General features: G+C 73.3%; 25 protein-coding genes and 1 riboswitch. Of the genes, 13 read left to right on the plus strand and 12 right to left on the minus strand.

All coding sequences use genetic code 11. The annotated features are described in order from the left end of the window. The first annotated feature begins 228 nt into the window (after positions 1-228). Positions 229-2,307: a HelD family protein gene (locus ACSNOC_RS19770; RefSeq protein WP_436748830.1), complete on the plus strand. Its 2,079-nt coding sequence runs from the start codon at positions 229-231 to the stop codon at positions 2,305-2,307. Here ACSNOC_RS19770 and ACSNOC_RS19775 read toward each other — a convergent pair. Continuing rightward, entirely contained in the window at positions 2,222-2,878 is a 657-nt protein-coding gene (locus tag ACSNOC_RS19775) for a TetR family transcriptional regulator (protein WP_436748831.1), read from the minus strand. The two genes, ACSNOC_RS19770 and ACSNOC_RS19775, sit on opposite strands and share 86 nt — an antisense overlap. A 124-nt stretch (positions 2,879-3,002) precedes the next feature. On the opposite strand from ACSNOC_RS19775, the gene ACSNOC_RS19780 reads away from it, so the two are divergent. The 3 genes from ACSNOC_RS19780 to ACSNOC_RS19790 are packed head-to-tail and all read left to right on the plus strand — an operon-like array spanning position 3,003 to position 5,135. Next, entirely contained in the window at positions 3,003-3,386 is a 384-nt protein-coding gene (locus tag ACSNOC_RS19780; RefSeq protein WP_436748853.1) for a nuclear transport factor 2 family protein, read from the plus strand. Then, complete coding sequence (locus ACSNOC_RS19785) at positions 3,383-4,522, plus strand: MFS transporter (protein ID WP_436748832.1); 1,140 nt, start codon at positions 3,383-3,385, stop codon at positions 4,520-4,522. Before ACSNOC_RS19780 ends, ACSNOC_RS19785 begins: the two co-directional genes overlap by 4 nt. Next, positions 4,512-5,135: an HD domain-containing protein gene (locus ACSNOC_RS19790; RefSeq protein WP_436748833.1), complete on the plus strand. Its 624-nt coding sequence runs from the start codon at positions 4,512-4,514 to the stop codon at positions 5,133-5,135. The genes ACSNOC_RS19785 and ACSNOC_RS19790 overlap by 11 nt, the downstream gene beginning before the upstream one ends. 97 nt (positions 5,136-5,232) lie before the next feature. Here the strand turns inward: ACSNOC_RS19790 and ACSNOC_RS19795 are convergent, their stop codons facing one another. Beyond that, entirely contained in the window at positions 5,233-6,489 is a 1,257-nt protein-coding gene (locus ACSNOC_RS19795; protein WP_436748834.1) for a PucR family transcriptional regulator, read from the minus strand. A gap of 319 nt (positions 6,490-6,808) precedes the next feature. Between ACSNOC_RS19795 and ACSNOC_RS19800 the strand changes: the two genes are divergently transcribed. From ACSNOC_RS19800 to ACSNOC_RS19810, 3 genes are all read left to right on the plus strand, one after another. Further along, complete coding sequence (locus tag ACSNOC_RS19800) at positions 6,809-7,783, plus strand: helix-turn-helix domain-containing protein (protein ID WP_436748835.1); 975 nt, start codon at positions 6,809-6,811, stop codon at positions 7,781-7,783. A gap of 429 nt (positions 7,784-8,212) precedes the next feature. Next, a complete protein-coding gene (locus tag ACSNOC_RS19805; RefSeq protein WP_436748836.1) occupies positions 8,213-9,199 on the plus strand; it encodes an AraC family transcriptional regulator in 987 nt (328 codons plus the stop codon). Between the two features lie 409 nt (positions 9,200-9,608). Next, complete coding sequence (locus ACSNOC_RS19810) at positions 9,609-10,193, plus strand: N-acetyltransferase family protein (RefSeq protein WP_436748837.1); 585 nt, start codon at positions 9,609-9,611, stop codon at positions 10,191-10,193. Here the strand turns inward: ACSNOC_RS19810 and ACSNOC_RS19815 are convergent. Continuing rightward, positions 10,112-10,660: a PadR family transcriptional regulator gene (locus tag ACSNOC_RS19815; protein WP_436748838.1), complete on the minus strand. Its 549-nt coding sequence runs from the start codon at positions 10,658-10,660 to the stop codon at positions 10,112-10,114. The genes ACSNOC_RS19810 and ACSNOC_RS19815 overlap by 82 nt on opposite strands. Before the next feature lie 276 nt (positions 10,661-10,936). On the opposite strand from ACSNOC_RS19815, the gene ACSNOC_RS19820 reads away from it, so the two are divergent. Further along, complete coding sequence (locus ACSNOC_RS19820; protein ID WP_436748839.1) at positions 10,937-11,575, plus strand: TetR/AcrR family transcriptional regulator; 639 nt, start codon at positions 10,937-10,939, stop codon at positions 11,573-11,575. A 15-nt stretch (positions 11,576-11,590) separates the two neighbouring features. On the opposite strand, the gene ACSNOC_RS19825 is transcribed toward ACSNOC_RS19820, so the two are convergent. Further along, positions 11,591-11,854, minus strand: coding sequence for a DUF4031 domain-containing protein (locus tag ACSNOC_RS19825; RefSeq protein WP_436748840.1), 264 nt, complete (start codon positions 11,852-11,854; stop codon positions 11,591-11,593). After that, on the minus strand, positions 11,851-12,216 hold the full coding sequence (locus ACSNOC_RS19830; RefSeq protein WP_436748841.1) for a hypothetical protein: 366 nt from the start codon (positions 12,214-12,216) through the stop codon (positions 11,851-11,853). Before ACSNOC_RS19830 ends, ACSNOC_RS19825 begins: the two co-directional genes overlap by 4 nt. Positions 12,217-12,338: 122 nt before the next feature. Here ACSNOC_RS19830 and ACSNOC_RS19835 point away from each other — a divergent pair, with 122 nt between their 5' ends. The 3 genes from ACSNOC_RS19835 to ACSNOC_RS19845 all read left to right on the plus strand — a co-directional run bounded on the left by ACSNOC_RS19835 (position 12,339) and on the right by ACSNOC_RS19845 (position 14,571). Then, on the plus strand, positions 12,339-13,283 hold the full coding sequence (locus ACSNOC_RS19835; RefSeq protein ID WP_436748842.1) for a MurR/RpiR family transcriptional regulator: 945 nt from the start codon (positions 12,339-12,341) through the stop codon (positions 13,281-13,283). A 39-nt stretch (positions 13,284-13,322) separates the two neighbouring features. Next, a complete protein-coding gene (gene murQ, locus ACSNOC_RS19840) occupies positions 13,323-14,234 on the plus strand; it encodes an N-acetylmuramic acid 6-phosphate etherase (RefSeq protein ID WP_436748843.1) in 912 nt (303 codons plus the stop codon). A 172-nt stretch (positions 14,235-14,406) separates the two neighbouring features. Next, the gene (locus ACSNOC_RS19845; protein WP_436748844.1) at positions 14,407-14,571 is read left to right on the plus strand and encodes a hypothetical protein; all 165 of its coding nucleotides are present in this window, start codon (positions 14,407-14,409) and stop codon (positions 14,569-14,571) included. Between the two features lie 118 nt (positions 14,572-14,689). On the opposite strand, the gene groL is transcribed toward ACSNOC_RS19845, so the two are convergent. The 4 genes from groL to thrC form a co-directional block, all read right to left on the minus strand. Then, the gene (gene groL / locus ACSNOC_RS19850; protein ID WP_436748845.1) at positions 14,690-16,318 is read right to left on the minus strand and encodes a chaperonin GroEL; all 1,629 of its coding nucleotides are present in this window, start codon (positions 16,316-16,318) and stop codon (positions 14,690-14,692) included. Between the two features lie 279 nt (positions 16,319-16,597). Continuing rightward, on the minus strand, positions 16,598-16,801 hold the full coding sequence (locus ACSNOC_RS19855) for a cold-shock protein (protein ID WP_004986573.1): 204 nt from the start codon (positions 16,799-16,801) through the stop codon (positions 16,598-16,600). Between the two features lie 424 nt (positions 16,802-17,225). Further along, a complete protein-coding gene (locus tag ACSNOC_RS19860; RefSeq protein ID WP_436748846.1) occupies positions 17,226-17,501 on the minus strand; it encodes a ubiquitin-like small modifier protein 1 in 276 nt (91 codons plus the stop codon). Further along, a complete protein-coding gene (gene thrC / locus ACSNOC_RS19865) occupies positions 17,498-18,796 on the minus strand; it encodes a threonine synthase (protein ID WP_436748847.1) in 1,299 nt (432 codons plus the stop codon). The genes ACSNOC_RS19860 and thrC overlap by 4 nt, the downstream gene beginning before the upstream one ends. A 15-nt stretch (positions 18,797-18,811) precedes the next feature. Beyond that, positions 18,812-18,950: riboswitch (SAM riboswitch) on the minus strand. Between the two features lie 228 nt (positions 18,951-19,178). Here thrC and ACSNOC_RS19870 point away from each other — a divergent pair. Together ACSNOC_RS19870 and ACSNOC_RS19875 are read left to right on the plus strand one after the other, a co-directional pair. After that, positions 19,179-20,144: a glucosyl-3-phosphoglycerate synthase gene (locus ACSNOC_RS19870; protein WP_436748848.1), complete on the plus strand. Its 966-nt coding sequence runs from the start codon at positions 19,179-19,181 to the stop codon at positions 20,142-20,144. 157 nt (positions 20,145-20,301) lie between these two features. Further along, complete coding sequence (locus ACSNOC_RS19875; RefSeq protein WP_436748849.1) at positions 20,302-21,720, plus strand: alpha,alpha-trehalose-phosphate synthase (UDP-forming); 1,419 nt, start codon at positions 20,302-20,304, stop codon at positions 21,718-21,720. 44 nt (positions 21,721-21,764) lie between these two features. On the opposite strand, the gene otsB is transcribed toward ACSNOC_RS19875, so the two are convergent. From otsB to ACSNOC_RS19890, 3 genes are read right to left on the minus strand one after another with little or no spacing between them, the layout of a single operon-like run. Then, a complete protein-coding gene (gene otsB / locus ACSNOC_RS19880) occupies positions 21,765-22,586 on the minus strand; it encodes a trehalose-phosphatase (protein WP_436748850.1) in 822 nt (273 codons plus the stop codon). A 22-nt stretch (positions 22,587-22,608) separates the two neighbouring features. Continuing rightward, positions 22,609-22,869, minus strand: coding sequence for a DUF3263 domain-containing protein (locus tag ACSNOC_RS19885; RefSeq protein ID WP_436748851.1), 261 nt, complete (start codon positions 22,867-22,869; stop codon positions 22,609-22,611). A gap of 34 nt (positions 22,870-22,903) precedes the next feature. Continuing rightward, a complete protein-coding gene (locus ACSNOC_RS19890; RefSeq protein WP_436748852.1) occupies positions 22,904-24,196 on the minus strand; it encodes an ABC transporter substrate-binding protein in 1,293 nt (430 codons plus the stop codon). Positions 24,197-24,457 lie beyond the last annotated feature (261 nt).

Below are 24,457 nucleotides of genomic sequence, written 5' to 3' on the forward strand. Positions count from 1 at the left end.
CTCCCCCACCGGTCCGCCCCCGGGAGCACCGTCCCCTAGGGGTATGCGCCCCGCGCCCCCGAAGTCCGCCACGCACCGGGGCCAAAACGGTTTGCGCCCGGTGCGGCGGCGCGTCTAGGCTCCCGTGCTCTCCCTCCGCCCGCCCGAACGGGACGGAGCCGTCCGGACGGCAACCGGGCGGCGTCGTGTCATGTCCGTCGTTCCGTCGTACGCACCGGAGGCTTCACCGTGCCCGCCCGTTCCCCCCTGGACGCCGAACGCGCTCACCTGGCCGCTTCCCGCGCCGCGCTGCGCGCCATGCGTGCCGATGCCGAGGCCCTCGACATCACCGACGTCACCGCGAACTGGGTCAACGCCGAGGTGCTGCGCTCCGGGATCGAGCTGCGGATCAAGGCGCTGGCCGACCTCGCGGACACGCCGCTGTTCTTCGGCAGGCTGGACTACCTGCACGACCTCGACGCGGACGGCGAGAGCGGCCACCGCTTCTACATCGGCCGCCGCCACGTCCACGACGCCGACGGCGACCCGATGGTCATCGACTGGCGCGCGCCCGTCTCGCAGCCGTTCTACCGGGCCTCCAGGCAGGACCCGCGGGACGTGCGGCTGCGCCGCCGCTTCGGCTACGACGGCGGCGAGCTGACCGCGTACGAGGACGAGCACCTCTCCGACCCGGCCGAGGAGGCGCGCGCCAGCGTCCTCCTCCAGCGCGAGATCGAACGGCCGCGCGTGGGCCCGATGCGGGACATCGTCGCCACGATCCAGCCCGAGCAGGACGAGATCGTGCGCGCCGCGCTCTCCGGCACGGTCTGCGTGCAGGGGGCGCCCGGCACCGGGAAGACGGCCGTGGGCCTGCACCGGGTGGCCTATCTGCTCTACAGCCACCGCGAACGGCTGGCGCGCGGCGGCACGCTGGTGATCGGGCCGAACCGCTCCTTCCTCCGGTACATCGAGCAGGTGCTGCCCGCGCTGGGCGAGCTGGAGGTCAAGCAGTGCACCGTGGACGATCTGGTGGCGCACGTGCCGGTCCGGGGCAGGGACAGCGCGGCGGCGGCCCGGATCAAGGGCGACGCGCGGATGGCCCGGGTGCTGCGGCGGGCGGTGCGGTCGGGGGTGCGGATGCCCACCGAGCCGGTCGTGGTGGTGCGCGGCTCGCGGCGGTGGCGCGTTCCGGCGTACGAACTGGAGGAGATCGTCCGCGAGTTGCTGGCCCGCGACATGCGCTACGGCTCGGCGCGGGAGGCGCTGCCGCAGCGCATCGCGCACGCGGTGCTGGTGCGGATGGAGGAGGCGGGTGAGGCGCCGGACGACCGGACGCAGAACGCGGTGGCCCGCACGCCCGCGGTGAAGGCGGCGGTCAAGGAGATCTGGCCCCCGGTGGACCCGGCGAAGCTGGTGCTGCGGCTGCTGTCCGACGCCGACTTCCTGGCGGAGCAGTCGGCGGGCGTCCTCACCCCCGAGGAGCGCAAGGAGATCCTGTGGGACAAACCGGCCCGCGGAGTCGCGTCGGCCCGCTGGTCACCGGCCGACGCCGTGCTGATCGACGAGGCGAGGGACCTGATCGAGCGGACCGGGTCGCTCGGGCACGTGGTGCTGGACGAGGCGCAGGACCTGTCGCCGATGCAGTACCGGGCGGTCGGCCGCCGCTGCTCGACCGGCTCGGCCACGATCCTGGGCGACATCGCGCAGGGCACGACGCCGTGGGCGACGGAGAGCTGGGCCGCGGCACTGGCCCATCTGGGCAAGCCGGAGGCCGTGGTCGAGGAGCTGACGCAGGGGTTCCGCGTGCCGCGCGAGGTCATCGCGTACGCGTCGCGGTTGCTCCCGGCGATCGCGCCCGGCCTGTCGGAGGCGACCTCGGTCCGGGAGGCGGCCGGGTCGCTCCAGGTGCGGCGGGTGCCCGACGTGGCCGGGCTGGACGCGGCGGTGGTGGCGGCCTGCCGGGCGGCGCTGGCGCACGAGGGGTCGGTCGGCCTGATCGCGGCGGACGCCCGGACGGGCGCGCTGGCGGACGCGCTGGACGCGGCGGGCCTGCGCCGTCTCGCGCCGGGCGAGGAGACCTCGCGGGAGGCACGGCTGACGCTGGTGCCCGCGTCGCTGGCCAAGGGGCTGGAGTACGACTACGTGGTGCTGGACGACCCGGCGGCCGTGGTGGACGGCGAGCCGGACCAGCGGACGGGGCTGCGCCGGCTGTACGTGGCGCTGACCCGCGCGGTGTCCGGACTCACGATCGTGCACGCGGCTCCGCTGCCGCCGGAGCTGACCGGGACGGGGACGGGGACGGGGATGCCGGCGCGGTCCGCGGGCTGACGATGCGGCGCACCGCCTCGACGGCGGACGCGCGGTAGGCGGCGACGACCGCCGGGTCCTCGCCGTCGCCGAGGAGCGCCCGCGCCACCTGGGGAACGGTGAAGTACCAGGCCACGGTGCCGATCAGCAGCATCAGCAGGTGGGCGGGCGGCAGGTCGGGGGTGATGTGGCCGGACGCCTGGCCGGCCGCCAGGGCGTCGGTCTTGACCTGGTAGTGCGCGATGCGGACCGGGTCCTCGGAGGCGTGCCGGGCGCCGTAGAACTGGGCCTCGTTGAGCAGCAGCTTCAGCAGCTCGGGATGGGCGCGGTAGTGGTCGAACAGCTCGCCGGCGAACTCCGGGACGCGTTCGGGGTCGATGTGGACGGCCTCGATCAGCTCGCCCATCTGGCGTTCGAGGACGGCGGCGAAGAGCTGTTCCTTGTTGCCGAAGTAGCTGTACAGGGACGCCTTGTTCGCCCCGGCGCGCTCGGCGATGCGGTCCACGCGGGCGCCGTCGATCCCCCGCTCCGCGAACTCGGCGGTGGCGGCTTCCATGATCCTGGCGCGGGTGGCCGCGGCGTCGTACGGCATGACGCCAATCTAACTAACCGGTTGACTTGCGGACCAGCGCGGGCGCAGGATGACCCCGCATGAAACCAACTGGTTAGGAACCCCCGGAAAGCCAAGGCCCCCCGAGGAGCGCACCGCCGTGCCCATGCCCGCCATGCCCGCCTCCGTCCTGCGGTTCTTCACCGCCTCCCACGCCGCCGACGCCGAGGCGTGGGCGTCGGCCTTCGCCGAGGACGCCGTGTTCCACGATCCGGTCGGCCGGCCGCCCGTCGAGGGCCGGGAGGCGATACACGCCTTCATCGCCGGCGTGCTGTCCGGCTTCTCGCCGTTCCTCGGCCTCACCCCGCTCCAGGCCCACACGGCGGGCAACGCGGTCGCCGTCTCCTGGCACGGCTCGGCCCTGACCCCCACCGGCCGCCCGGTCAACTGGTCCGGGATCAACGTCTTCGAGCTGGACGACCAGGGCCTGATCAAGGAGGCCCGCGCCTACTTCGACCAGGCCGTGCTGCGGGCGCAGCTCGCGTCATGACCCTGCCCGCCTCCGCCGCCTCCCCGGCGACCGCCCGGCGCGGCCTGATCGTCCTGTTCGCCGTGGCCTGCGGCGTCGGCGTGGCGAACATCTACCTCGCCCAGCCGCTCGTCACCGTCATCGGCGACGACCTCGGCGTCTCCGACCCGGCCGCCGGTGTCGCCGCCACCCTCGCCCAGGCCGGGTACGCCACCGGCATCCTGCTGCTGGTGCCGCTGGGCGACCTGCTCCGGCCGCGCCGCCTGATCACCGCCCTGCTGCTGGCCACGTCCGGCTGCCTCCTCGTGGCCGCCGCCGCGCCCGGCCTGCCGCTGCTGCTGACCGCCTCGTTCGCCGCCGCCGCGTGCACGGTCGTGCCGCAGATCCTGATACCGCTCGCCACCCGGCTGACCCCGCCCGACCGGGCCGGCCGCACGGTCGCCACCCTCGCCACCGGCCTGTACACGGGCCTGTTCGGCAGCCGCGTCCTCGGCGGCCTGCTCGGCGAGGCGGCCGGGTGGCGCGCGGTCTACCTCGGCGCGGCCGTGGTCACCGCCGCCACCGCGCTGGTGCTGCGGCAGGCGTGCGCGCTGCAGTTCTGCTGGTTCTCGGTGTTCATCGCGGCCTGGACGGTGATCGTGCTGCACCTGACCGGGCCCGGGTTCGGCTGGTCGACGGCGGCGGCGGGCCTGTCCGGCCTGGTCGGCCTGGCCGCCGGGGTGCTCACCCCGCTGGCGGGCCCGCTGGCCGAACGCCACGGCGGCACCCGGGTGCTGGGCGCCGGAGTCGGCCTCGCGGTGGCGGCGGTGGCCGTGCTGGCGGTAGCGGGCCGCACGGTGGCGGGGCTGGCGGCGGGGATGTTCGCGCTGACCCTGGGCATCCAGATCGCGCAGTCGGTCAACCAGGCCCGGGTGCTGGGCGAGGCGACGGCGGACCGCAGCAGCGCCAACACGGTCTTCATCGCCGCCACCTTCCTCGGCGGCTCCTTCGGCGCGGCGGTCGGCCAGGCCGCCCACGACCACGCGGGCTGGCCGGGCTTCGTGACGTTCGGCGCGACGATGATCTGCCTGGCCGCCCTGCGCCTGGCCCTCACCAGGCGCAGGGATGAGGGCCGCGGGGACGAGGGCCGCGGGCGACAATGGCGGCATGACGGCTGACACGCCCGCCCGGGACGACGACCTGCTGGCCCGCTTCACCGCGCTCGCCGGGCCGGGGGCCCGCGCCGTCGGGGAGGAGCTGCTCGCCCGGTGGGGCGAGCCGCACCGGCGCTACCACACCGTGGCCCACCTGCGGGCCGTGCTCGGACGGCTGGACGAACTGGCCGGGTACGCCGAGGACGAGACGGCGGTCCGGCTCGCGGCCTGGTTCCACGACGCCGTGTACGACCCGTCCGCCCCGGACAACGAGGAGCAGTCCGCCCGGCTCGCCGAGCGCCTGCTGCCGCCCGGCGCGCGGCGGGAGGAGGTGGCGCGGCTGGTGCGGCTCACCGCGACCCACGACCCGGCCGACGACGACGCCAACGGCGCGGCCCTGTGCGACGCCGACCTCGCCGTCCTGGCGAGCCCGCCCGCGCGCTACGCGGCGTACGCGGCGGAGGTCCGGCAGGAGTACGGCTTCGTGCCGGACGAGGACTTCCGCACCGGCCGCGCCACGGTCCTGCGCCACCTGCTCACCATGCCCCACCTGTTCCGCACCCCGCACGCCCGCGAACACTGGGAACCCACCGCCCGCTTCAACCTCCACGCCGAACTCGAACTCCTGACCACCTGACCACCTGACCCGCCCCCTTCCCCGGCTGCCTCGCGGCCGGGAGACCCCCGGCACCACGGACCCCGGCGAGGACCCGGGGCGTCGGGGGCGGGCGGGGTCAGCCCCGGTGGCGGCCGGGGGGCAGTTCGGAAGGTGTGCCGAGGGCTCGGGTGCGGAGGGCCAGCAGTGCCTGCAGGCGGAACTCCGGGTCGGCCAGCCGCGGGCCGAAGAGGTCTTCGAGCTGCCGCATCCGGTAGCGCGCCGTCTGCGGGTGGATGTGCAGGGCCTCCGCCACCTCGGGAGCGGTCCGCCGCCAGGACATGAGCAGCGCGTCGAGCGTCTCGGCCAGCCGGGCCGCCTTCCCCGGGGTCAGGCCCCGCAGGGGGGCCAGCGCGCGCTCCGCGAGGAGGTTGCCGACGGACGCCCCGCTGAGCAGGTGCAGGGCGGAGAGGTGGTCGGAGGCGTCGACGACGCCCCGGGGGCCGCCGCGGGGCGTGCCCGGCAGGAGCCGCAGGGCCAGGCGGGCGCAGCGCAGCGAGATCGCGCAGTCCTCGGGCGGCACGGCCGGGCCGATGGCGGCCGTGCCCTGCGCGAAGGACCGCCGCAGCCGGTTCAGCCGGTCGCCGCTGTCCGGCTCGGGCACCACCAGGTACAGGACCCCGCCGCGCCACAGCGTCAGGGTCGTGTCCTCCAGGTCGGTCGGCGCCTGCGCGGCGGCCGGGGCCACGACGCAGGCGACGCGCTCCGGCCAGGGCCAGCGCGCGCGGGCGGCGAGGAGTTCCAGGGTCTCCGGAACGGAGGCGGAGGAGGCCACGGAGGCGGGAGAGGCGGGCGCGGGGTCCAGCAGCCGCTTGGCCAGCGCCTGGCGGGCGAGCGCCGTGTCACTGTCGTTGTGCCCCAGGGCCGCCGTGTAGCCGCGGACCGCTTCGTTCGACAGGGCGCTGATGTGGACCAGCACGGCGTCGCTGAGCGTGAACGCGACGTCCGCGGAGAACGCGCCGGCGCGGGCGACCGACGTGTACCAGCGGGCGGCCACCCGCGCGCCCGCCCGGTACGCGGCCTGGAGATGGTCGGTGGTGCGCCCGTTGCGGTATTCGCGCCGGCCGAGCCGCTGGAAGAACTCCGCGTGCCGGTCCTGCGGCGCCAGCGGATCCTCGGTCAGCTCCACGAACTGCTCCAGCGACCGGCGCGTGGCCTGGACGACGTCGCGCCCCAGGGCGGAGTCCAGCGGCTGCCGGTAGACGGCCACCTCGCGCTGGACCGTGCCGATGATCTCGCTCCCGATGTCGCCGACGCGTGGCCGCAGCAGTCCGGCCAGGGCGGACGGCAGCTCGCGCCAGGGGTTGTGCGGGAACGCGCCTTCCGCCGTTGCCATCGCCGACCACCCTTCCTGCTGGCAGAGTGGGCCCACGGTAGTCGTCCGCCGGGGGATGCGGGAAGTGGCCGGTCACGGTCCCTCGGGACCGCCACACCCGGGGCCGTCGTGCGGGGATCACCGGGACGTCGTGCGCGGAGCGACACGAGCGGCTACCCTCGGGTCATCTCCCTGTTCCGACCGTTCATGGCGCCCCGGTCCCCGGCACGGTCCCGGTCACGGTCCCGGTCCCGGTCCCGCTCACGGCCCCGGTGGACGCCGCACGAGACGTTTATCAGGAGTTGACTGGGCGTGTACCCGGAGGGGGTTTGCTGTGGACATGCTCGCGCGCACGTTCCAGAGTGACGATCTGCCCCGGAGGGAACGCTTCGACTACTGCCACGGCCGCTACAAGGGCGTCTTCGAGCTGACCAGCGACCACGCCGATCAGTTCTTCGCCTGCGAGCGCTTCTTCGCCCTGGGCGCCGTGCAGTTGAGCACCAAGACCTATCTGCCGATGGACCTCACCCGGGTGTCCCGCGCCGAGCCGGGCTTCGGCCCCGACACGTACGAGCTGGCGTTCCCGCTCCAGGGCCGGGTGCACACCGCCTTCACGCACGGGGACTTCTCCACGCGGCCCGGCGGGCTGTACGTCCACGACATCTCGCGGGTGCGCGCGGTGTCGTTCCGCGCGCAGGACGAGACGCGGCCGTATCACGAGATCGGGCTGAGCGTCCCCAAGTCGCTGCTGACGCTGCCGACCGGGCGGGTCGACCGGCTGCTGGGCGAACGGCTGCCCGTGGACAGCGGGTTCGGCGCGATGCTCACCACGTTCCTCCGTCAACTGGCCACCGACAGCGCCTCGTTCGGCCCGGAGGACGGACCGAGGCTGGGCACGATCGCGGTCGACCTGGTGGGCGCCCTGTTCGGCAGCCTGCTGACGGCCGAGTCGGCGCTCCCGCCCGAGACCAGGTCCCGGGCGCTGACCCTGCGCATCCGGGCGTTCATCCAACGGCACCTGGCCAGCCCGGACCTGACGCCGCAGACCGTCGCCGAGGCGCACCACATCTCGGTGAGCTACCTGCACAAGCTGTTCCGGACCGAGGGCACCACGGTCTCGGCGTTCATCCGGCACGAGCGGCTGGAGCGGGCCCGCCGCGCGCTCACGGACGCGGCGCTGCGGAACACGCCGATCCACGCCATCGCCGCGCACTGGGGCTTCGCGAACTCCGCTGATTTCAGCCGGGCGTTCAGGGCGGCGTACGGCGTCCCGCCGCGGGACTACCGGCGGCACGCGCTGGGGTCCGATGGCTGAGACGCCGGGGCGCCCCGCGCACGGGTGGGGAGCGGAAGCGTGGTGGTCCACGGCTTCCGCTCCCCTCCCCATGTACGGCCGACGCATCGCCCCCGTTGATCACGACGCGCCGACCCGTCCCTGTGCGTCACCGCACGTCCGAGGAGAGGCCGGCCCCGGGAACTCTCGTGAAGGGCCGAAGTGCTGCCAACACGCCACCTCCTCGGCGCTCCACGTCGGTCACCGTGGAGGCCGTGCCGCCTCCCGGCGACATGCTCACAGCATGGCGGACCCGCGGGACGGAGTCCTTAGCAGCGCGTCCACTGTTTCTTGCCCAGGAGTGCACTGGCGTCGCGCGGCCGGAAGTTCCGCACGGCGTCCGGGCGTTGTCCTTGCGTGCGGTCAACGCGGGTCGCACGCGCGCCCAGCAGAAGGGAGCTGGCTTCCCAGATGATCGAGACCGCCTTCCGCAGCGACGATCTGCCGCGCGAGGAGCGCTTCGAGCGCTTCCGGGGCATGGTGCGGGAGTTCTACGACGCGAGAAGCGAACACGCCGACGACTACTGGGCACATGAGCGCTACCTGCAACTGGGCGCCGTCCAGGTGTCGCACAAGCGGTTCCTGCCGATGCAGGTGCACCGGACCCCGACCACGCCGTTCGCGGCCGGTTCGGACATCTACCAGCTCTCCCTGGTGCAGAACGGCATCGTGCGCACCGAGTGGACCGAGCGGAAGAGCGTGGACGCGGTCTCCCCGGCGGGCGGGATGTACGTGCACGACCCGGCGCGCGTCGCGATGTCCGCCTTCCACACGCCGGAGGGCGCCGGGCCGTACCAGTCGCTGTGCATGGTGGTGCCCAAGTCGTTGCTGTCGCTGCCGCCGGCCCGGGTGGAGCGGCTCTTCGGGCGGCGCATCCCGGTGGACGAGGGATTCGGCGCCCTGCTGGAGAAGTTCCTCAGCGGGCTGACCTCGGACACCGGCTCCTTCGGCCCGGCGGACGGGCCGAGGCTCGGGACCGTGGCCGTCGACCTGGTGTCCGCGCTGTTCGGGCACCTGCTGACCGCCGGGGAGGCGGTGACGCCGGAGTCGCGGGCCAGGACACTGCTGCTGCGCATCCGGACGTTCGTCCAGGAGCACCTGGCCGACCCGGAGTTGTCGCCGCAGACCGTCGCGGACGCGCACCACATCTCGGTGAGCTACCTGCACAAGCTGTTCCAGACGGAGGGCACCACGGTCGCGGCGTTCATCCGGCGCCAGCGGCTGGAGCACATCCGCCGCGCGCTGTCCGACGACGCGCTGCGCGGCATGCCCATCCACGCCATCGCGGCCCGCTGGGGCTTCCCCAACGCGGCCGACTTCAGCCGCACGTTCCGCGCGGCGTACGGCGTTCCGCCCCGGGACTTCCGGCAGCAGGCGCTGGGCGCGGTCCGGCGCTGAGTCTCCCGGACGGCGCCGGGCAGGCACCGGAGAGAGAACACAGGCGCGGGAGAGAGAACAGGAGAGAGCGGGAGCGGCCTGTCCGCCGCTCCCGCTCCCTTCCCCCTGAGGACCGGCGCATCGCCCCCGTTGTCCCGACGCGCCGGCCAGTCGGCCGAGCCGTGGCCGCCGGGGGTGGTCAGTCCCCGGGGCCCCGGGCGGTGGGCCTGGGCGGCGCCTTGGCGCCGTCTCGCCCGTCCGCTCCTGCTTCCGCGGCTCGCTTCTGAGCATGCCGCGGCGGCGCGGTCGTGTCGTTAGCTGTGGGGCGACACTTTCTTGCGCGGGAGTGCACCGCGCCACGGAACGGCGCGCCGCGTTCGCGTCCATTTCCGTTCGCGTCCGTTCCCGTTCGCGTGCGATGCTCGCGGTCATGCGCATCACCATCGCAACCGGTACGCCCGCCGACGCCGACCGGGTCGCGGCGCTGCACGCGGCGAGCTGGCGGACGGCGTACGCGGGGATCATGCCGGACGCGTTCCTGGCCGGGCCCGTGGAGGCCGGTCTGCTGGCGGACTGGCGGGCGCAGGCGGCGGAACCGGCCGCCGGTTCGGCGCTGTTCCTGGCGACCGGCCCGGCCGGGGACGGCGCGGCGGACGGGCTCTACGGGTTCGCCCATCTCTTCCCCGTCCCGGACGGCCGCGTTCTCCTGGACAATCTGCACGCCCGGCCGGGCCACACCGGCGCCGGGATCGGCCGCGCGCTGCTGACGCACTCCCTGGCCTGGGCCGCGACGGCGCACCCGGGCCGGGACGTGTTCCTGGAGGTGCTGCGCGACAACGCCCCGGCGATCGGCTTCTACGAGCGGATGGGCGGGCGGCGCACCGGCGAGGGCGTGACCCGTTTCCCGGCGGGCTTCGCGCTCCCGCACCTCTTCTACACCTGGTCCCCGGCGTCCGTCCCGCCGCCGAGGATCGACGGCAGCTCGTCCATCCAGGCCAGCACCGCCCGCTCGTAGCGGATGCCGAAGGCGAGCGTGGCCCGCTGGTGCGGGTCGAGTCCGCCGTCCCCGGCCCTCACCAGGTAGTCGGCGAGCCGCCGTTCGTGCGCGGCCCGGTGACCGGCCACGAACTCCCGCAGGCGGCCCGGCGGAAGCGCCGCGCCGAACGAGACGGTGAGCAGCAGCGGGTAGCGGATCTGCTCGGGCTCCGGCGCCCGGCCGAGCCAGCGCGCGAACGCGGCCCGGCCCTCGTCGGTGATGGCGTACGGCCGGCGGGCCCTGCGCCCGGCCGGGCCCGCCGCCACCAGTCCCCGGTCCGCGAGGGCGGACAGCTCCCGGTAGACCTGGCTGCGGGTCAGCGACCAGAAGTCCCCGATCAACTCCTGGGCTATGCCGACGAGTTCATAGCCGCTGGCCTCCCCGGCGTGCAGGAAGCCGAGCAACGAGGCCGCCGTGGCGTTGAGTTCCCGTTCCGGGACAACCACCGGCTCCGGCTCCGGAGCTGCGCCCGGGTCCGGGCCTGGCTCTGGCTCTGGGTCTGACATGAGGCGGATCCTTGCCGTTCCACGGTGGACGGTGCCGCGCCGGGCGGCGGCAGCCCTGACCGTCCACTGTGTCACCCGGGGTACCCGGCCCGCGCGGGAGGGGGGCGCGTCCGGCCCCGGATGACTGGCAGTCAGGTATTCCGGCCCCGATTGCGTCTCTCCGGGGAGGGGGCGGAGGAGCCCCGGAGAGAAGCCGAGCCGACTGGAGGCCCTTTGATGACTGATGACCTGCGGGAACGGGAGCGGGCGACGGGGCCCGCCGAGCCCGGCACCGTCCGCCCCGGCGGCCGGACGGCCCGCGTGCGCGCCGCGGTCCTCGACGCCGCCGGGGAGGCCCTGGCCGAGCAGGGCTTCGCCCACCTCGACCTCGCGGACGTGGCGCGCCGCGCCGGGGTGGGCAAGACGACGGTCTACCGCCGCTGGGGCACGGTCACCGGGCTCGTCGCGGACCTGCTGACCGAGCTGGCCGAGCGGTCGCGACCCCGCACGGGGACCGGTTCGCTGCTGGAGGACCTCAGGGCCCACGCCCACATGGTCAGGGGCACCCTCGCCGACCCCCGCCAGGGCGCGCTGTTCAAGGCCGTGATAGCCGCCGCCACCTGCGACAGCCGCACCGCCGAGGCGCTGCACCGGTTCTACGCCGTCCGCGTCGACGAGTGGGCGCCCTGCGTCGAACAGGCCGTGGAGCGCGGCGAGTTGCCCAGAGGCACGGACGCCCGCGAGGTGATCAGGGCCGTGTCGGCGCCGCTGTACTTCCGGCTGCTGGCGAGCGGCGGGCCGCTGGACGAGGAGAGCGCCGACCGCGCCGCCGAGGCCGCGGCCCGCGCCGCGCGGGCGGGGATCTACGTCGTCTGACGCCGGGGAGGGGCGTCAGACACGGCGTTTCCTGCGCCGCAGCCCGGCCGCCCGCAGCCGGGCGACCAGTTCACGGCTGTCCACCTCGACGGCCCCGAGGGCGACGGCGGTCGCGTACCACTCGGAGGGCACGTCGTAGTGGTCGCGCTCGAACGCGCGCGGCGGCGCGCCGAGCCGGGCCGCGAAGGCGTGCAGTTCCGCGAGCGACTCGTCGCTGACCAGGTGCGACCACATCCGGCCGTGCCCGGGCCAGGTGGGCGGATCGATGTAGACGGTCACCGGCGGGCTCTCACCAGCGAGCCCACGGCGGCCACCACCTGCCCGGTCCGCCCGCACACCCAGTGCGGGTCCTCGCCCAGCTCCGGCTCCACGTCCAGCGCGTGCGGGTCGTCCGCCGCGCACACCGGGCACAGCGGCCAGCGCCCGCGCCGGGCCAGCAGCGCGTCCTGCATGTCCTGCGCCAGCAGCCCCGGCACGTAGGGCGCGCCGGGCGGCCATTGGCCGCACCACCAGCGCCGGTGGGACACCGCCTCCTCCAGCAGGGAGACCTCCTCCGGCCCGGCCACGTCGTCCGCCGCCAGATCGGCCAGCACCAGGGCCCTGCCGCGGTGTACGGCGTCTTCCGAAGTCGGCTGTTCCATACCGACCATTGGACCAGAACTCCGGAGGGAACGAAGGCCGGAGGATCTCCCACCCGTCCCGGCGGCCCGGCGACCTTGACGGACCCCGGGGCCGAAAATAGGTTTCGTCCGTGAGGAGTGCGATGAAGGAAAATTCCGTCCGCCGGGCCGGCAGATCCCGTCCCGTCGCCGTCGCGCCCCGGCCCGCTCCACCCGAGCCGGGCGCGCTGGCCGCGAAGGTGCGCACCATGGCGCCGTCCATGACCCGTTCCATGCAGCGCGTCGCGGAGACCGTGGCCGGGGACCCGGCCGGTTGCGCCGCGCTCACCGTCACCGGCCTCGCGGAGCGGACCGGCACCAGCGAGGCCACCGTCGTGCGCACCGCCCGCCTCCTGGGGTACCCCGGGTACCGGGACCTGCGCCTGGCCCTCGCCGGGCTCGCCGCCCAGCAGGCGTCCGGCGCCGCCCCGGCCGTCACCGCCGACATCTCGGTGGACGACCCGCTCCGCGACGTCGTCGCCAAGCTCGCCGCGGACGAGCGGCAGACCCTCACCGACACGGCGAGCGCCCTCGACATCGCCCAGCTGGAGGCGTCCGTCGCCGCGCTGGCCGCCGCCCGCCGCATCGACGTCTACGGCATCGGCGCCTCCTCGCTCGTCGCCCAGGACCTGGCCCAGAAGCTGCTGCGCATCGGGCTCGTCGCCCACGCGCACACCGATCCGCACCTGGCCGTCACCACCGCGGTCCAGTTGCGCACCGGGGACGTCGCCGTCGCCATCACCCACTCCGGCCGCACGGTGGACGTCATCGAGCCGCTCCGGGCCGCCTTCGACCGCGGCGCCACCACCGTCGCCGTGACCGGCCGCCCGGACGGCGAGGTCACGCACTACGCGGACCACGTGCTGACCACCTCCACGGCCCGGGAGAGCGAGCTGCGCCCGGCCGCCATGTCCAGCCGCACCAGCCAGCTCCTGGTGGTGGACTGCCTGTTCATCGGCGTCGCCCAGCGCACCTACGACGTGGCCGCCCCCGCGCTGCACGCCAGCTACGAGGCGCTGGCGCACCGCCATGCCCCGCGGGAACGCTGACCCCGCGGCCCCCCACGCACCCCCCGAGAGAGCCCCCTCATGTCCACCGAGTTCGAATCGCTGACGACCGAGGCGTACCGACCCGAGCTGGCCGAGATCGACCAGCGCTCGACGCTCGACATCGCCCGTGCCATGAACGCCGAGGACGCGACCGTCCCCGGCGCCGTGGCCGCCCAGTTGCCCCGCATCGCCGCCGCCGTCGACGCGGCGGCCGAGCGCATGGCGCGCGGCGGCCGGCTGCTCTACCTGGGCGCGGGCACGGCCGGGCGGCTGGGGGTGCTGGACGCCAGCGAGTGCCCGCCCACGTTCAACACCGCGCCCGGGGAGGTCGTCGGCCTGATCGCGGGCGGCCCGGCGGCGGTGGTCGCGGCGGTGGAGGGCGCGGAGGACAGCCGGGCGCTGGCGGCGGCCGACCTCGACGCGCACGGCCTCGCGCCGGAGGACGTGGTCGTCGGCATCTCCGCCTCGGGGCGCACGCCGTACGCGGTCGGCGCGGTGGAGCACGCCAGGGCGCGCGGCGCGCTCACCATCGGGCTGTCGTGCAACGCGGGCTCGCCGCTGGCCGCCGCCGCCGAGCACGGCATCGAGGTGGTCGTGGGTCCCGAGCTGATCGCCGGCTCGACCCGGCTGAAGGCGGGCACCGCGCAGAAGCTCGTGCTCAACATGATCTCGACCATCAGCATGATCCGGCTCGGCAAGACCTACGGGAACCTGATGGTGGACGTGCGGGCCTCCAACGAGAAGCTGCGCGCCCGCTCGCGCCGCATCGTGCGCCTGGCCACCGGCGCGCCGGACGAGGTGATCGAGTCCGCCCTGACGGCGACCGGCGGCGAGGTGAAGCACGCCATCCTGACCATTCTCGGCGGGGTCGACGCCCCGACCGCCGGCCGGCTGCTGACCGAATCCCGCGGCCACCTGCGCGCGGCGCTGTCGGCGGCGGGCCGCGCTTAGCCACTTTTTTGCACCACGTGGCCGATACGTCAGCATCGGTAGACGCATATCCATCGAATGGGCGGTTTGCGGCTGCGATCATGGCTCATTTCATCTGCCGGTAACACCAACAGACCATCGTTTCAGGCGTCTCACTCAACCCCCACTGTGAAAGGGAGACACCGTGCGAAACATGCGCAGCTTCGGAGTCAAGGCCGCCGCCACCGTCGGGATCATCACCGGCATCGCCCTGCTGGGCTCGGCGGGCTCGGCCTCGGCCGCGGAGGTCGACCTCGGAGTCCAGCCGACCGTGGACGCCCTCCTGCACCTGCTGGCGACCCTGGGCATCACCCTCTGATCGCCTGACTCCCGCTCTTCGCACCACCGCACCACGAGAAAACGGCGAGGGCGGCACCCCCGGTGGGGGTGCCGCCCTCTTCACCTGTCCGGCGGTGCCGGGAAGGCGTGGCGCGGACTCAGAAGTCCATGCCGCCGCCCATGCCGCCGGCCGCGTCGCCCGCACCGGCGGCGGCCTTCTCCGGCTTGTCGGCGATGACGGCCTCGGTGGTCAGGAACAGAGCCGCGATGGAGGCCGCGTTCTGCAGCGCGGAGCGCGTGACCTTGGCCGGGTCGATGATGCCCGAGGCCAGCATGTCCACGTACTCACCGGTCGCGGCGTTCAGGCCGTGGCCCGGGGTCAGGTTGCGCACCTTCTCCACCACGACGCCGCCCTCGAGGCCGGCGTTCACGGCGATCTGCTTCAGCGGGGCCTCCAGCGCCAGCCTGACGGCCGCGGCACCCGTGGCCTCGTCGCCCTCCAGCTCCAGCTTCTCGAAGACGCTGGACGCCTGGAGCAGGGCCACGCCACCACCGGCGACGATGCCCTCCTCGACGGCGGCCTTGGCGTTGCGCACCGCGTCCTCGATGCGGTGCTTGCGCTCCTTCAGCTCCACCTCGGTGGCGGCACCGGCCTTGATGACGGCCACGCCGCCGGCCAGCTTCGCCAGGCGCTCCTGGAGCTTCTCGCGGTCGTAGTCCGAGTCGGAGGAGTCGATCTCGGCGCGGATCTGGTTGACCCGGCCCTGGACCGCCTCGCTGTCGCCGGCGCCGTCCACGATCGTGGTCTCGTCCTTGGTGATGACGACCTTGCGGGCGCGGCCGAGCAGGTCGAGCGTCGCGTTCTCCAGCTTGAGGCCGACCTCCTCGGAGATCACCTGGCCGCCGGTGAGGATCGCGATGTCGCCGAGCATGGCCTTGCGGCGGTCGCCGAAGCCCGGCGCCTTGACGGCGACGGACTTGAAGGTGCCGCGGATCTTGTTCACCACCAGGGTGGACAGGGCCTCGCCCTCGACGTCCTCGGCGATGATCAGCAGCGGCTTGCCGGACTGCATGACCTTCTCCAGCAGCGGCAGCAGGTCCTTCACCGCGCTGACCTTGGAGTTGACGATGAGGATGTACGGGTCCTCGAGCTCGGCCTCCATGCGCTCCATGTCGGTCGCGAAGTAGGCGGAGATGTAGCCCTTGTCGAAGCGCATGCCCTCGGTGAGCTCCAGCTCGAGACCGAAGGTCTGCGACTCCTCGACGGTGATGACGCCTTCCTTGCCGACCTTGTCCATGGCCTCGGCGATCAGCTCACCGATCTGGGTGTCGCCGGCCGAGATGGAGGCGGTCGAGGCGATCTGCTCCTTGGTCTCGACCTCCTTGGCCTGGTTCAGCAGGGCCTCGGAGACCTTCTCGACCGCGGCCTCGATGCCGCGCTTCAGCGCCATCGGGTTGGCGCCGGCGGCGACGTTGCGCAGACCCTCGCGGACCAGCGCCTGCGCCAGGACGGTCGCGGTGGTCGTGCCGTCACCGGCCACGTCGTCCGTCTTCTTGGCTACTTCCTTGACCAGCTCGGCGCCGATCTTCTCGTACGAGTCCTCGAGCTCGATCTCCTTGGCGATCGAGACACCGTCGTTGGTGATGGTGGGGGCGCCCCACTTCTTCTCCAGCACGACGTTCCGGCCCTTGGGGCCGAGCGTGACCTTGACGGCGTCGGCGAGCTGGTTCATCCCGCGCTCAAGGCCGCGCCGCGCCTCCTCGTTGAACGCGATGATCTTGGCCATGTGAAGTGGTCCTCCCAAACCGGGGGTGGATTGCTCCGGACCGCGCTGGCGCCCGCGACGGACGGTCCCCGGCCGGGCGGTTCCTTGCTCCGCCCGGCCCGTGGACCTCACCGAACCGGTCCTTGCTTGTCACTCTCACCTTCCGAGTGCTAAGCCCATGATTAGCACTCGGCCCCCGAGAGTGCAAGCAGGCAGGCGTGGGGGGCGGGGACATGGCCAGGGCCCGCACCCGAGTCTCGGGTGCGGGCCCTGGTGACGAGCCGCGGTACGGTCGGCGGTTCAGGCGGTCACTCGGACCATGTCGGCCTGTGGCCCCTTCTGTCCCTGCGAGATCTCGAACTCCACCCGCTGTCCCTCTTCCAGGGTGCGGTAGCCGTCCATCTGGATCGCGCTGTAGTGGACGAACACGTCCGCACCACCGTCGACCGCGATGAAGCCGTAGCCCTTCTCCGCGTTGAACCACTTGACGGTGCCCTGAGCCATTCCTAACTCCCCATTTTGCTGGCCCTTTCACGGGACCGCACTTCGCGGGCCCGGGTCAGACCTCTCAGACCCCACCCCCTGGCGGTTGGGGGGTGTGCGCCGGAACGCGTCGACCGCCGCTGAATGTATCTGGACGGACGCCCAGTGCAACAGGCCATTCGGGAGAGAATTCTTGGCCACCCAGAACGGGCAAAGACCGCAAATTAGCTGAAAGTTGAATGTTTTTTGCCTACCCAAAAGTGCTAACCCGACAATTGGTGCACCGATTTTCATCGCATTCTTAGTGCGAAGTGACGAGAATTCATATGCGGGTGGCACACGTACGGGATGAGACCAGGGCCACTCTAGCGCCACGTCGTGGCCGACCGCCCCGCGCGACCGGGGTCGCGGGGGCGGTCGTGGAGCCGCGGTGAAGGACGGGCCGTCAGCCGCCCGCGACGGCCGGGATGATCGAGACGCCTGCGCCGTCCGGGGTGGGCGTCTTCAGACCTTCCGTGAAGCGGACGTCGTCGTCGTTCACATAAACGTTGACGAATCGCCGCAGCTTGCCGTCCTCGTCGAGGACCCGGGCGGCGATGCCCGGGTGGGCGCGGTCGAGGTCGGCGAGCACGTCGCCGAGCGTCGCGCCCTCGGCGGCGACCTCCGCCTTACCGTCGGTGTACGTGCGCAGGATGGTCGGAATGCGGACGGTAACGCTCATGATGCGAGGCCAGCCTCTCGGAACGCGTCAAGATTCGGACGGATGATGGCGGAGGGACGAGCGGTGGAGTCCACCGCGTCCAGAGTCTTCAGGCCGTCGCCGGTGTTGAGGACGACCGTCGTCAGCGAGGGGTCGAGGGCACCGGACTCGATGAGCTTCCTGGTCACCCCGACCGTCACCCCGCCCGCGGTCTCCGCGAAGACACCCTCGGTGCGCGCCAGCAGGTGGATGGCGTCCACGATCTGCTCGTCCGTGACGTCCTCGACCGCGCCGCCCGTCCGCCGGGCGATGTCCAGCACGTACGGGCCGTCCGCCGGGTTCCCGATCGCCAGCGACTTGGCGATCGTGTCCGGCCGCACCGGCCGCACCACGTCGTGGCCGGCCTTGTACGCCTGCGAGACCGGCGAGCAGCCGGCCGCCTGGGCGCCGAAGATCTTGTACGGCTTCTCCTCCACCAGGCCGGTGGCGATCAGCTCCTTCAGCCCCTTGTCGATCTTGGTGAGCTGGGAGCCGGAGGCGATCGGCACCACCAGCTGGTCCGGCAGCCGCCAGCCGAGCTGCTCGCAGATCTCGTAGGCCAGGGTCTTGGAGCCCTCCGCGTAGTAGGGGCGGAGGTTGACGTTCACGAAGCCCCAGCCCTCGCCGGCCGGGTCCCCGATCAGCTCGCTGCAGAAGCGGTTCACGTCGTCGTACGTGCCCTGGATGCCGACCACGTCGCCGCCGTACACGGCCGCCATGACGACCTTGCCCTGCTCCAGGTCGTGCGGGATGAAGACGCACGAGCGCAGCCCCGCGCGGGCCGCCGCCGCGCCGACCGCGCCGGCCAGGTTGCCCGTGGAGGAGCAGGAGAGCGTGGTGAAGCCGAAGGCGCGGGCGGCCTCCACGGCGTTGGCCACCACGCGGTCCTTGAACGAGTGCGTGGGGTTGCCGGAGTCGTCCTTCACGTACAGGCCGCCGGTGACGCCCAGCTCGGCGGCGAGCCGGTCGGCCTTGACGAGCTTGGTCCAGCCCGGGTTCAGGTTGGGCTTGTCCGCCACGTCGGCGGGCACGGGCAGCAGCGGAGCGTAACGCCAGATGCTGGCCGGACCGGCCTCGATCCGGCGCCGCAGCGCCTCGGGGTCGCCGCTGGGAAGGTCGTACGCGATCTCCAGCGGCCCGAAACAGGACGCACAGGCGAAGATCGGGGCGAGTCCGAACCTCTCGCCGCATTCCCGGCAGGACAACGCCACGGCGGGGCCGAGGTCGATGGCGGGGGTGGCGGCGCGATCGGCGCCGGTCGCTGTGAGCACAGACATGTGCGGAGGCCCTTCTCCTCATCTTCCCCGCGGCGGCTCTCGCCGCAGGACGGATTTGGCACCTTCCCCACCGGGAGCCTCGAATCGTCACGAGACCGGCGGAAGGGTTGCCGGGGCTTCAACGGGCCGTTCCCTCTGCCCCTCTGGATGAGCGGTATGTGGTTGTATGCGCGGCTTCCCGATATGCGGAGGACACCTGCGCTGTTCGAGACTGTAACGGACGGCCCGCACAATGGCCCGGGCCGTCCGATCCGCGAGACAAGGAAAGGGACCGCGACATCACAGAAAGAAACCTGGTCCCGTCGGGTTCGGACTCCGCCAGGAAGGGGCAGATACGGCCATACGGAGTAAATATGGCCGAACGCGAACAGGAGCGACATTCGTGCTGGAAGAGGCAGAGGAGTGGCTGAGCCGCCGGTCCTGGGACGCCGCTGACCGCTCTATGCCGCAGCTGTTGAACGCGAAGCGGGCAGCAGGCGCGGCAGGCAGCATCAGCGTGGTCCTCCCCGCGCTGAACGAGGAGGCGACCGTCGGTGCCATCGTGGAAGCGCTCCGGCGTGACCTGATGGAGGACGTGCCACTGATCGACGAACTGATGGTGGTGGACTCCGGCTCCACCGACCGCACCTCCGAGGTGGCCGCCGCGGCGGGCGCCAAGGTCGTGCACCGCGACGAGATCCTGCCGCGGATGCCGACCGTCCCGGGCAAGGGCGAGGTGCTGTGGCGCTCGCTGCTGGCCACGAGCGGCGAGATCGTCTGTTTCGTCGACGCCGACCTGAAGGATTTCGACTCCAGATTCGTCTCCGGCATCCTCGGCCCGCTGCTCACGGAGCCGAGCGTGCAGCTCGTGAAGGCGATGTACGACCGGCCCCTGGGTGATCAGCCCTCCCAGGCCCGGCAGGGCGGCAGAGTCACCGAGCTGGTCGCCCGCCCCCTGCTCAACCTGCACTGGCCGCAGCTCGCGGGCGTGGTCCAGCCGCTCGGCGGTGAGTACGCGGCCCGCCGCTCGCTGCTGGAGCGGCTCCCGTTCCCCGTCGGGTACGGCGTGGAGCTCGGGCTGCTCATCGACACGCTCAACCTGGCGGGCCTGGACGCCCTCGCCCAGGTCGACGTGGGCGTGCGCAAGCACCGGCACCAGGACGGCCAGGCCCTGGGCCGGATGGCCGCCGCGATCATGCGCACCGCGCAGAGCCGGCTGCCGGGCTCGGTGATGCCCATCCGGCTCGGGCTCACCCAGTTCGAACGCACGGACGACGGCGGTTTCGCCCCGCTGACGCACCCGATCAACGCGGAGGAGCGGCCCCCGATGGCCACCATCCCCGAGTACGCCGCCCGCCAGGCCGCGTAGGACACCCGGGACTCCCCCGGCGACCGGCCACGCGCCCCCGGTTCCGCCCCCACAGGGGTGAAACCGGGGGCGTCTGTGACAGAACACACGTTTCCTGACAGGTGGGACTGGCTAGCCTCCGCCCGAGACACCCCCCTGGTGGACGGAGAGACCGACGATGAGCGTGCTGGTGGCCTCCAATCGCGGTCCGGTGAGCTACGCGGTGGCCGGGGACGGCTCGCTCACCGCCAAGCGCGGCGGCGGGGGCCTGGTCTCCGGGCTGAGCGCGCTGGACCGGGACGCGGGCACCTGGGTGTGCGCGGCGCTCGGGGACGGCGACCGCGAGGCCGCGCGCCGGGCCGGGGCCCGGCTGGATCCGGCCGACACGGGCGGCCAGGCGGTGCGGATGCTGGACATCCCGGCCGCCACGTTCCACGCGGCGTACAACGGCATCGCCAACTCCGTGCTGTGGTTCGTCCACCACCTGCTGTACCAGACGCCGCTGGAGCCCGTCTTCGACACCGGCTTCGAGGAGCAGTGGGCCGCGTACGAGGAGTACAACGCGGCCTTCGCCGACGCCCTGGCCGAGGAGGCCGCGCCGGGCTCGGCCGTGCTCGTGCAGGACTACCACCTGTCGCTGGTCCCCGGGCTGCTCCGCGCGCGCCGTCCCGACCTGCGGGTGGGGCACTTCTCGCACACCCCGTGGGCGCCGCCCGAGCTGTACCGGGTGCTGCCGGACGCGATCGCCCGCCAGGTGCTGCTGGGCATCCTGGGCGCCGACCGCGCCGCGTTCCTCACCGAGCGGTGGGCGCGGGCGTTCGCGGACTGCTGCGCGGCCGTGCTGGGCGCCGAGGTCGACGGGCTGTCCGTCACCCACGAGGGCCGCACGACGCGGCTGGGCGTGCACGGCCTGGGCGCGGACGCCGCCTTCCTGCGGGAGCGGGCGTTCCGCCCGGACGTGGACGAGCGGCTGGCGGCGCTGCGCGAGCAGGTCGGGGACCGCAGGACGATCGTCCGGGTGGACCGCACGGAGCTGTCGAAGAACATCGTGCGCGGCCTGTACGCCTACCGCCGGCTGCTGACCGACCGCCCCCAGTGGCGCGGCAAGGTGACGCACGTGGCGTTCGCGTACCCGTCGCGGCAGGACCTGGCCGTCTACCGCGACTACACCGCCGAGGTCACCCGAGTGGCGGAAGAGATCAACGCGGCGTTCGGCGCGGACGGCTGGACGCCGGTGGTGCTGCACGTCAAGGACGACTTCGCCCGCTCGCTGGCGGCCTACCGGATGGCCGACGTGGCGCTGGTGAACCCGATCAGGGACGGCATGAACCTGGTCGCCAAGGAGGTCCCGGTCCTCTCCGAGCAGGGCTGCGCCCTGGTCCTGTCCCGCGAGGCGGGCGCGGCGGCCGAGCTGGGCGAGGACGCCCTGCTGGTGAACCCCTACGACATCGCCGCCACCGCCGAGGCGCTCCACGAGGCCCTGTCGATGCCCGAGGACGAGCGGTCCCGGCGCGCGAAGCGGCTGTCCGCCGCCGCGACGGCCCTGCCGCCCCAGGCCTGGTTCCTGGACCAGCTCGCGGCCCTGCGGGAGGGCTGAGCCCGGTCGGCCGCCGGGCCGCCGGGCCGCCGGTGCCGCCGGGGTCAGCTCATGTGGTCGGCCAGGGTGGACAGCAGGGCGGCGACGCCCGCGGGGCCGGGGACGGTCAGGTCGGTCGCCGCGGTCAGCTCCGCGACCTCCGCGCTGCCGCTGCACACCCGCAGGCCCGGCACGCCGCTCCCGGCGAGCCCCGCGACCGCCTCGAAGGCGGCGAGGTCGCCGAGGTCGTCGCCCGCGTAGAGCACCGCCGCCGCGTTCGTGTCGCGGGCCAGGGCGGTCAGGGCCGCGCCCTTGTCCATGCCCGGCGGGCGCAGCTCCAGGACCAGGCGGCCGGGTTCCAGCGTCAGGCGGTGGCGGGCGGCCAGCGCCGCCATCGGGTCGCGCAGGGCCGCGAAGGCGTCCGCCGGGTCGGGGGCGCGGCGGGTGTGGACGGCGAGCGCGTTGCCCTTGTCCTCGACGAACGCGCCGGACTCCGCGACCAGCGCGGGCAGTTCCTCGCGGGCGGCGGCGACGCCCGCGTGCGGCGGCGGGGTCCGCAGCTCACCGGTGGCGGCGTCCCAGCGCTCCGCGCCGTACGCGCCGAGCACCACCAGACCGGCCAGCTCCGGGTGGTCCGCGAAGCCGCCGAGGCGCACGGCGACCCGGGCCGGGCGGCCGGTGACGATGGCGACGGCGGCCACCCGCCCGGCGAGCCGGGCCAGCGCGGGCACCGCGTCGGGGTGGGGCCGTGCCTGCTCGGGGTCGGCCACGATGGGGGCCAGCGTGCCGTCGAAGTCCAGGGCGATCAGCGCCCGGCCGGGCTGATCGAGAAGTGCCGCGAGGCCGGCGCGGCCGGCGTCCGTCGTGGGTACGGGGAGGCTGCCCATGTCCACGACCCTACCGACGCGCTCAGCCGCGCTCGCGGCGGGACTCCCTGAGGCGGCGCAGACGGTTGACGGTCACCGGGTCGTGGGCGAGGGCGCGCGGATCGTCCAGCAGCGCGTTGAGGAGCTGGTAGTAGCGGGTGGGCGAGATTCCGAGGCGCTCGCGGATGGCCCGCTCCTTCGCACCGGCGCCCGGCCACGCGGCGCGCGCCACGGCGAGGACGGCGCGGTCTCTTTCGGACAGTCCGTCCGCGCCGTCGCCGTCGTCGTGGTGCTCGCTGGTCATCCGGGCAGTTTAGGTGGTCGATTCCGGCCGTTTTCTACGCCTGCCGGTCGAGGGTGTCCGCGTCGCTCTGGATCCGGGCGAGGATGCCCTCGACGTCGCCGTCGGGCCGCACGGTCTCCCCGATGCCGTCGGAGATCAGGCGCGCGACCGTGGCCCACGACACCTTGCCGGCCGGGAGGAAGGTGGCGGCCGGCAGCTCGTCCAGGAACGGCCGCAGCCGCCGGTTCTCCGGCGAGTCGCTCTCCCCCATGGTCTGCGCGGCGGGCGTGGAGACGGGCAGCAGGCGATACCGCTCGGCGAAGGTGCTGACGTTGTGGTGCTCGGTGAACAGGTAGGTCAGGAACGTCGCGATGTGCTCCTGGTTCCCGCGCTGCCTGAAGCCGAGCAGCCAGGAGGCGTCGCCCATCACGGAGAGGCTGGCGCCGCGCCGGCCGGGCATCGCGGCCGTGCCGTAGCCGACGCCGCTCTCCTCGGCGAAGCCCGTCAGGAACGGGTCCCCGGTCAGCATCCCGACCCGCCCGGCGGCGAACGCCTGGTACAGGTCGTGGCGCGCGGTGTCGCCGGGGGCCGTCGGGCCGGTCAGGCCGCTGCCGACGAGGCGGTCGCGCAGCCAGGTGAACGTCCAGACGTTGGCGGGCGAGTCGATGGTGTAGCTGCCGGTGGGGTCGGTGAGCGAGCCGCCCCCGGCGAGCATCCACATCAGCGCCTCGCCGTTGGCGTCGTCGTGGCCGAGCGCGAGCCCGTACGGGTACTCGACGCCCGCGCGACGGAGCGCCTGGGCCGCGTCCAGCAGCTCCTCCAAGTCCCGCGGCGGGGTATCGGGGTCGAGACCGGCGTCCTCGAAGAGCGCCTTGTTCCAGAAGAAGGTCTGGAGGTACGCGACGAACGGCATCCCGTACTGGACGCGCCGCACCTCGCCCGCCGCGGCGATGGAGGAGGGGAAGTCGGACAGCACCGGGATGGTGAGCAGGTCGTTGGCGTCGTAGAGCTCGCCCGCACGGGCGAAGTCCGCGAACATGTAGAGCTGCGCGATGTCCGGGGCGTTGCCGTCGTCGATCATCCGGGCCACCTCCTCGTAGGTGGACCGGTACGGGATGGCCGAGACCTCCACCCGTATGTGCGGGTTGATCTCCCGGAAGTCGGCGGCCACGTCGTTCCAGAACTGTTCGACGCTGCCGCCGCCCACGAGGTCGGCGAACTCGGTGACCACGAGCTTCAGCACCACGTCCCCGTCCCCGGGGTCGCCGCCGCAGGCCGTCGCCGTCGCGGTCAGGCCGAGGACACCGGTCAGCCCGGCGGTGGCGCCCATGAATCGCCGACGTCGCACGTTCACTTCCCCTTCGCGTATTCCTTGGTCAACGGAGTCCCGCGGGACGCACGCGCCCCAGAGTTTGCCGCGCACTTCACCGTCACAGGGGGCAACGGTGATTGCGGTTTGGCAACACCGCTCGCACACATTCCGCCGGACCGGAACGGGATCGTCCCGGAGTGGACTAGACCTCTCCCCTCCGCGCGCGCGAGACTGACCCATGTGACGCCTCCCCTGGCCACCGGCACCCCCGCGGCCCGCAAGCTCCCCCACCCGACG

It is taken from the genome of Streptomyces sp. URMC 129, assembly GCF_051386415.1.
Classification (GTDB): domain Bacteria; phylum Actinomycetota; class Actinomycetes; order Streptomycetales; family Streptomycetaceae; genus Streptomyces.

What these genes read in the sequence shown, in the direction of transcription:
- ACSNOC_RS19775 (WP_436748831.1), bottom strand. Translation starts at nt 2,878, where the DNA reads ATGCCGTACGACGCCGCGGCCACCCGCGCCAGGATCATGGAAGCCGCC.
- ACSNOC_RS19780 (WP_436748853.1), top strand. Translation starts at nt 3,003, where the DNA reads ATGCCCGCCATGCCCGCCTCCGTCCTGCGGTTCTTCACCGCCTCCCAC.
- ACSNOC_RS19785 (WP_436748832.1), top strand. Translation starts at nt 3,383, where the DNA reads ATGACCCTGCCCGCCTCCGCCGCCTCCCCGGCGACCGCCCGGCGCGGC.
- ACSNOC_RS19790 (WP_436748833.1), top strand. Translation starts at nt 4,512, where the DNA reads ATGACGGCTGACACGCCCGCCCGGGACGACGACCTGCTGGCCCGCTTC.
- ACSNOC_RS19795 (WP_436748834.1), bottom strand. Translation starts at nt 6,489, where the DNA reads ATGGCAACGGCGGAAGGCGCGTTCCCGCACAACCCCTGGCGCGAGCTG.
- ACSNOC_RS19800 (WP_436748835.1), top strand. Translation starts at nt 6,809, where the DNA reads ATGCTCGCGCGCACGTTCCAGAGTGACGATCTGCCCCGGAGGGAACGC.
- ACSNOC_RS19805 (WP_436748836.1), top strand. Translation starts at nt 8,213, where the DNA reads ATGATCGAGACCGCCTTCCGCAGCGACGATCTGCCGCGCGAGGAGCGC.
- ACSNOC_RS19810 (WP_436748837.1), top strand. Translation starts at nt 9,609, where the DNA reads ATGCGCATCACCATCGCAACCGGTACGCCCGCCGACGCCGACCGGGTC.
- ACSNOC_RS19820 (WP_436748839.1), top strand. Translation starts at nt 10,937, where the DNA reads ATGACTGATGACCTGCGGGAACGGGAGCGGGCGACGGGGCCCGCCGAG.
- ACSNOC_RS19830 (WP_436748841.1), bottom strand. Translation starts at nt 12,216, where the DNA reads ATGGAACAGCCGACTTCGGAAGACGCCGTACACCGCGGCAGGGCCCTG.
- ACSNOC_RS19835 (WP_436748842.1), top strand. Translation starts at nt 12,339, where the DNA reads ATGAAGGAAAATTCCGTCCGCCGGGCCGGCAGATCCCGTCCCGTCGCC.
- murQ (WP_436748843.1), top strand. Translation starts at nt 13,323, where the DNA reads ATGTCCACCGAGTTCGAATCGCTGACGACCGAGGCGTACCGACCCGAG.
- ACSNOC_RS19845 (WP_436748844.1), top strand. Translation starts at nt 14,407, where the DNA reads ATGCGCAGCTTCGGAGTCAAGGCCGCCGCCACCGTCGGGATCATCACC.
- groL (WP_436748845.1), bottom strand. Translation starts at nt 16,318, where the DNA reads ATGGCCAAGATCATCGCGTTCAACGAGGAGGCGCGGCGCGGCCTTGAG.
- ACSNOC_RS19855 (WP_004986573.1), bottom strand. Translation starts at nt 16,801, where the DNA reads ATGGCTCAGGGCACCGTCAAGTGGTTCAACGCGGAGAAGGGCTACGGC.
- ACSNOC_RS19860 (WP_436748846.1), bottom strand. Translation starts at nt 17,501, where the DNA reads ATGAGCGTTACCGTCCGCATTCCGACCATCCTGCGCACGTACACCGAC.
- thrC (WP_436748847.1), bottom strand. Translation starts at nt 18,796, where the DNA reads ATGTCTGTGCTCACAGCGACCGGCGCCGATCGCGCCGCCACCCCCGCC.
- ACSNOC_RS19875 (WP_436748849.1), top strand. Translation starts at nt 20,302, where the DNA reads ATGAGCGTGCTGGTGGCCTCCAATCGCGGTCCGGTGAGCTACGCGGTG.
- otsB (WP_436748850.1), bottom strand. Translation starts at nt 22,586, where the DNA reads ATGGGCAGCCTCCCCGTACCCACGACGGACGCCGGCCGCGCCGGCCTC.
- ACSNOC_RS19885 (WP_436748851.1), bottom strand. Translation starts at nt 22,869, where the DNA reads ATGACCAGCGAGCACCACGACGACGGCGACGGCGCGGACGGACTGTCC.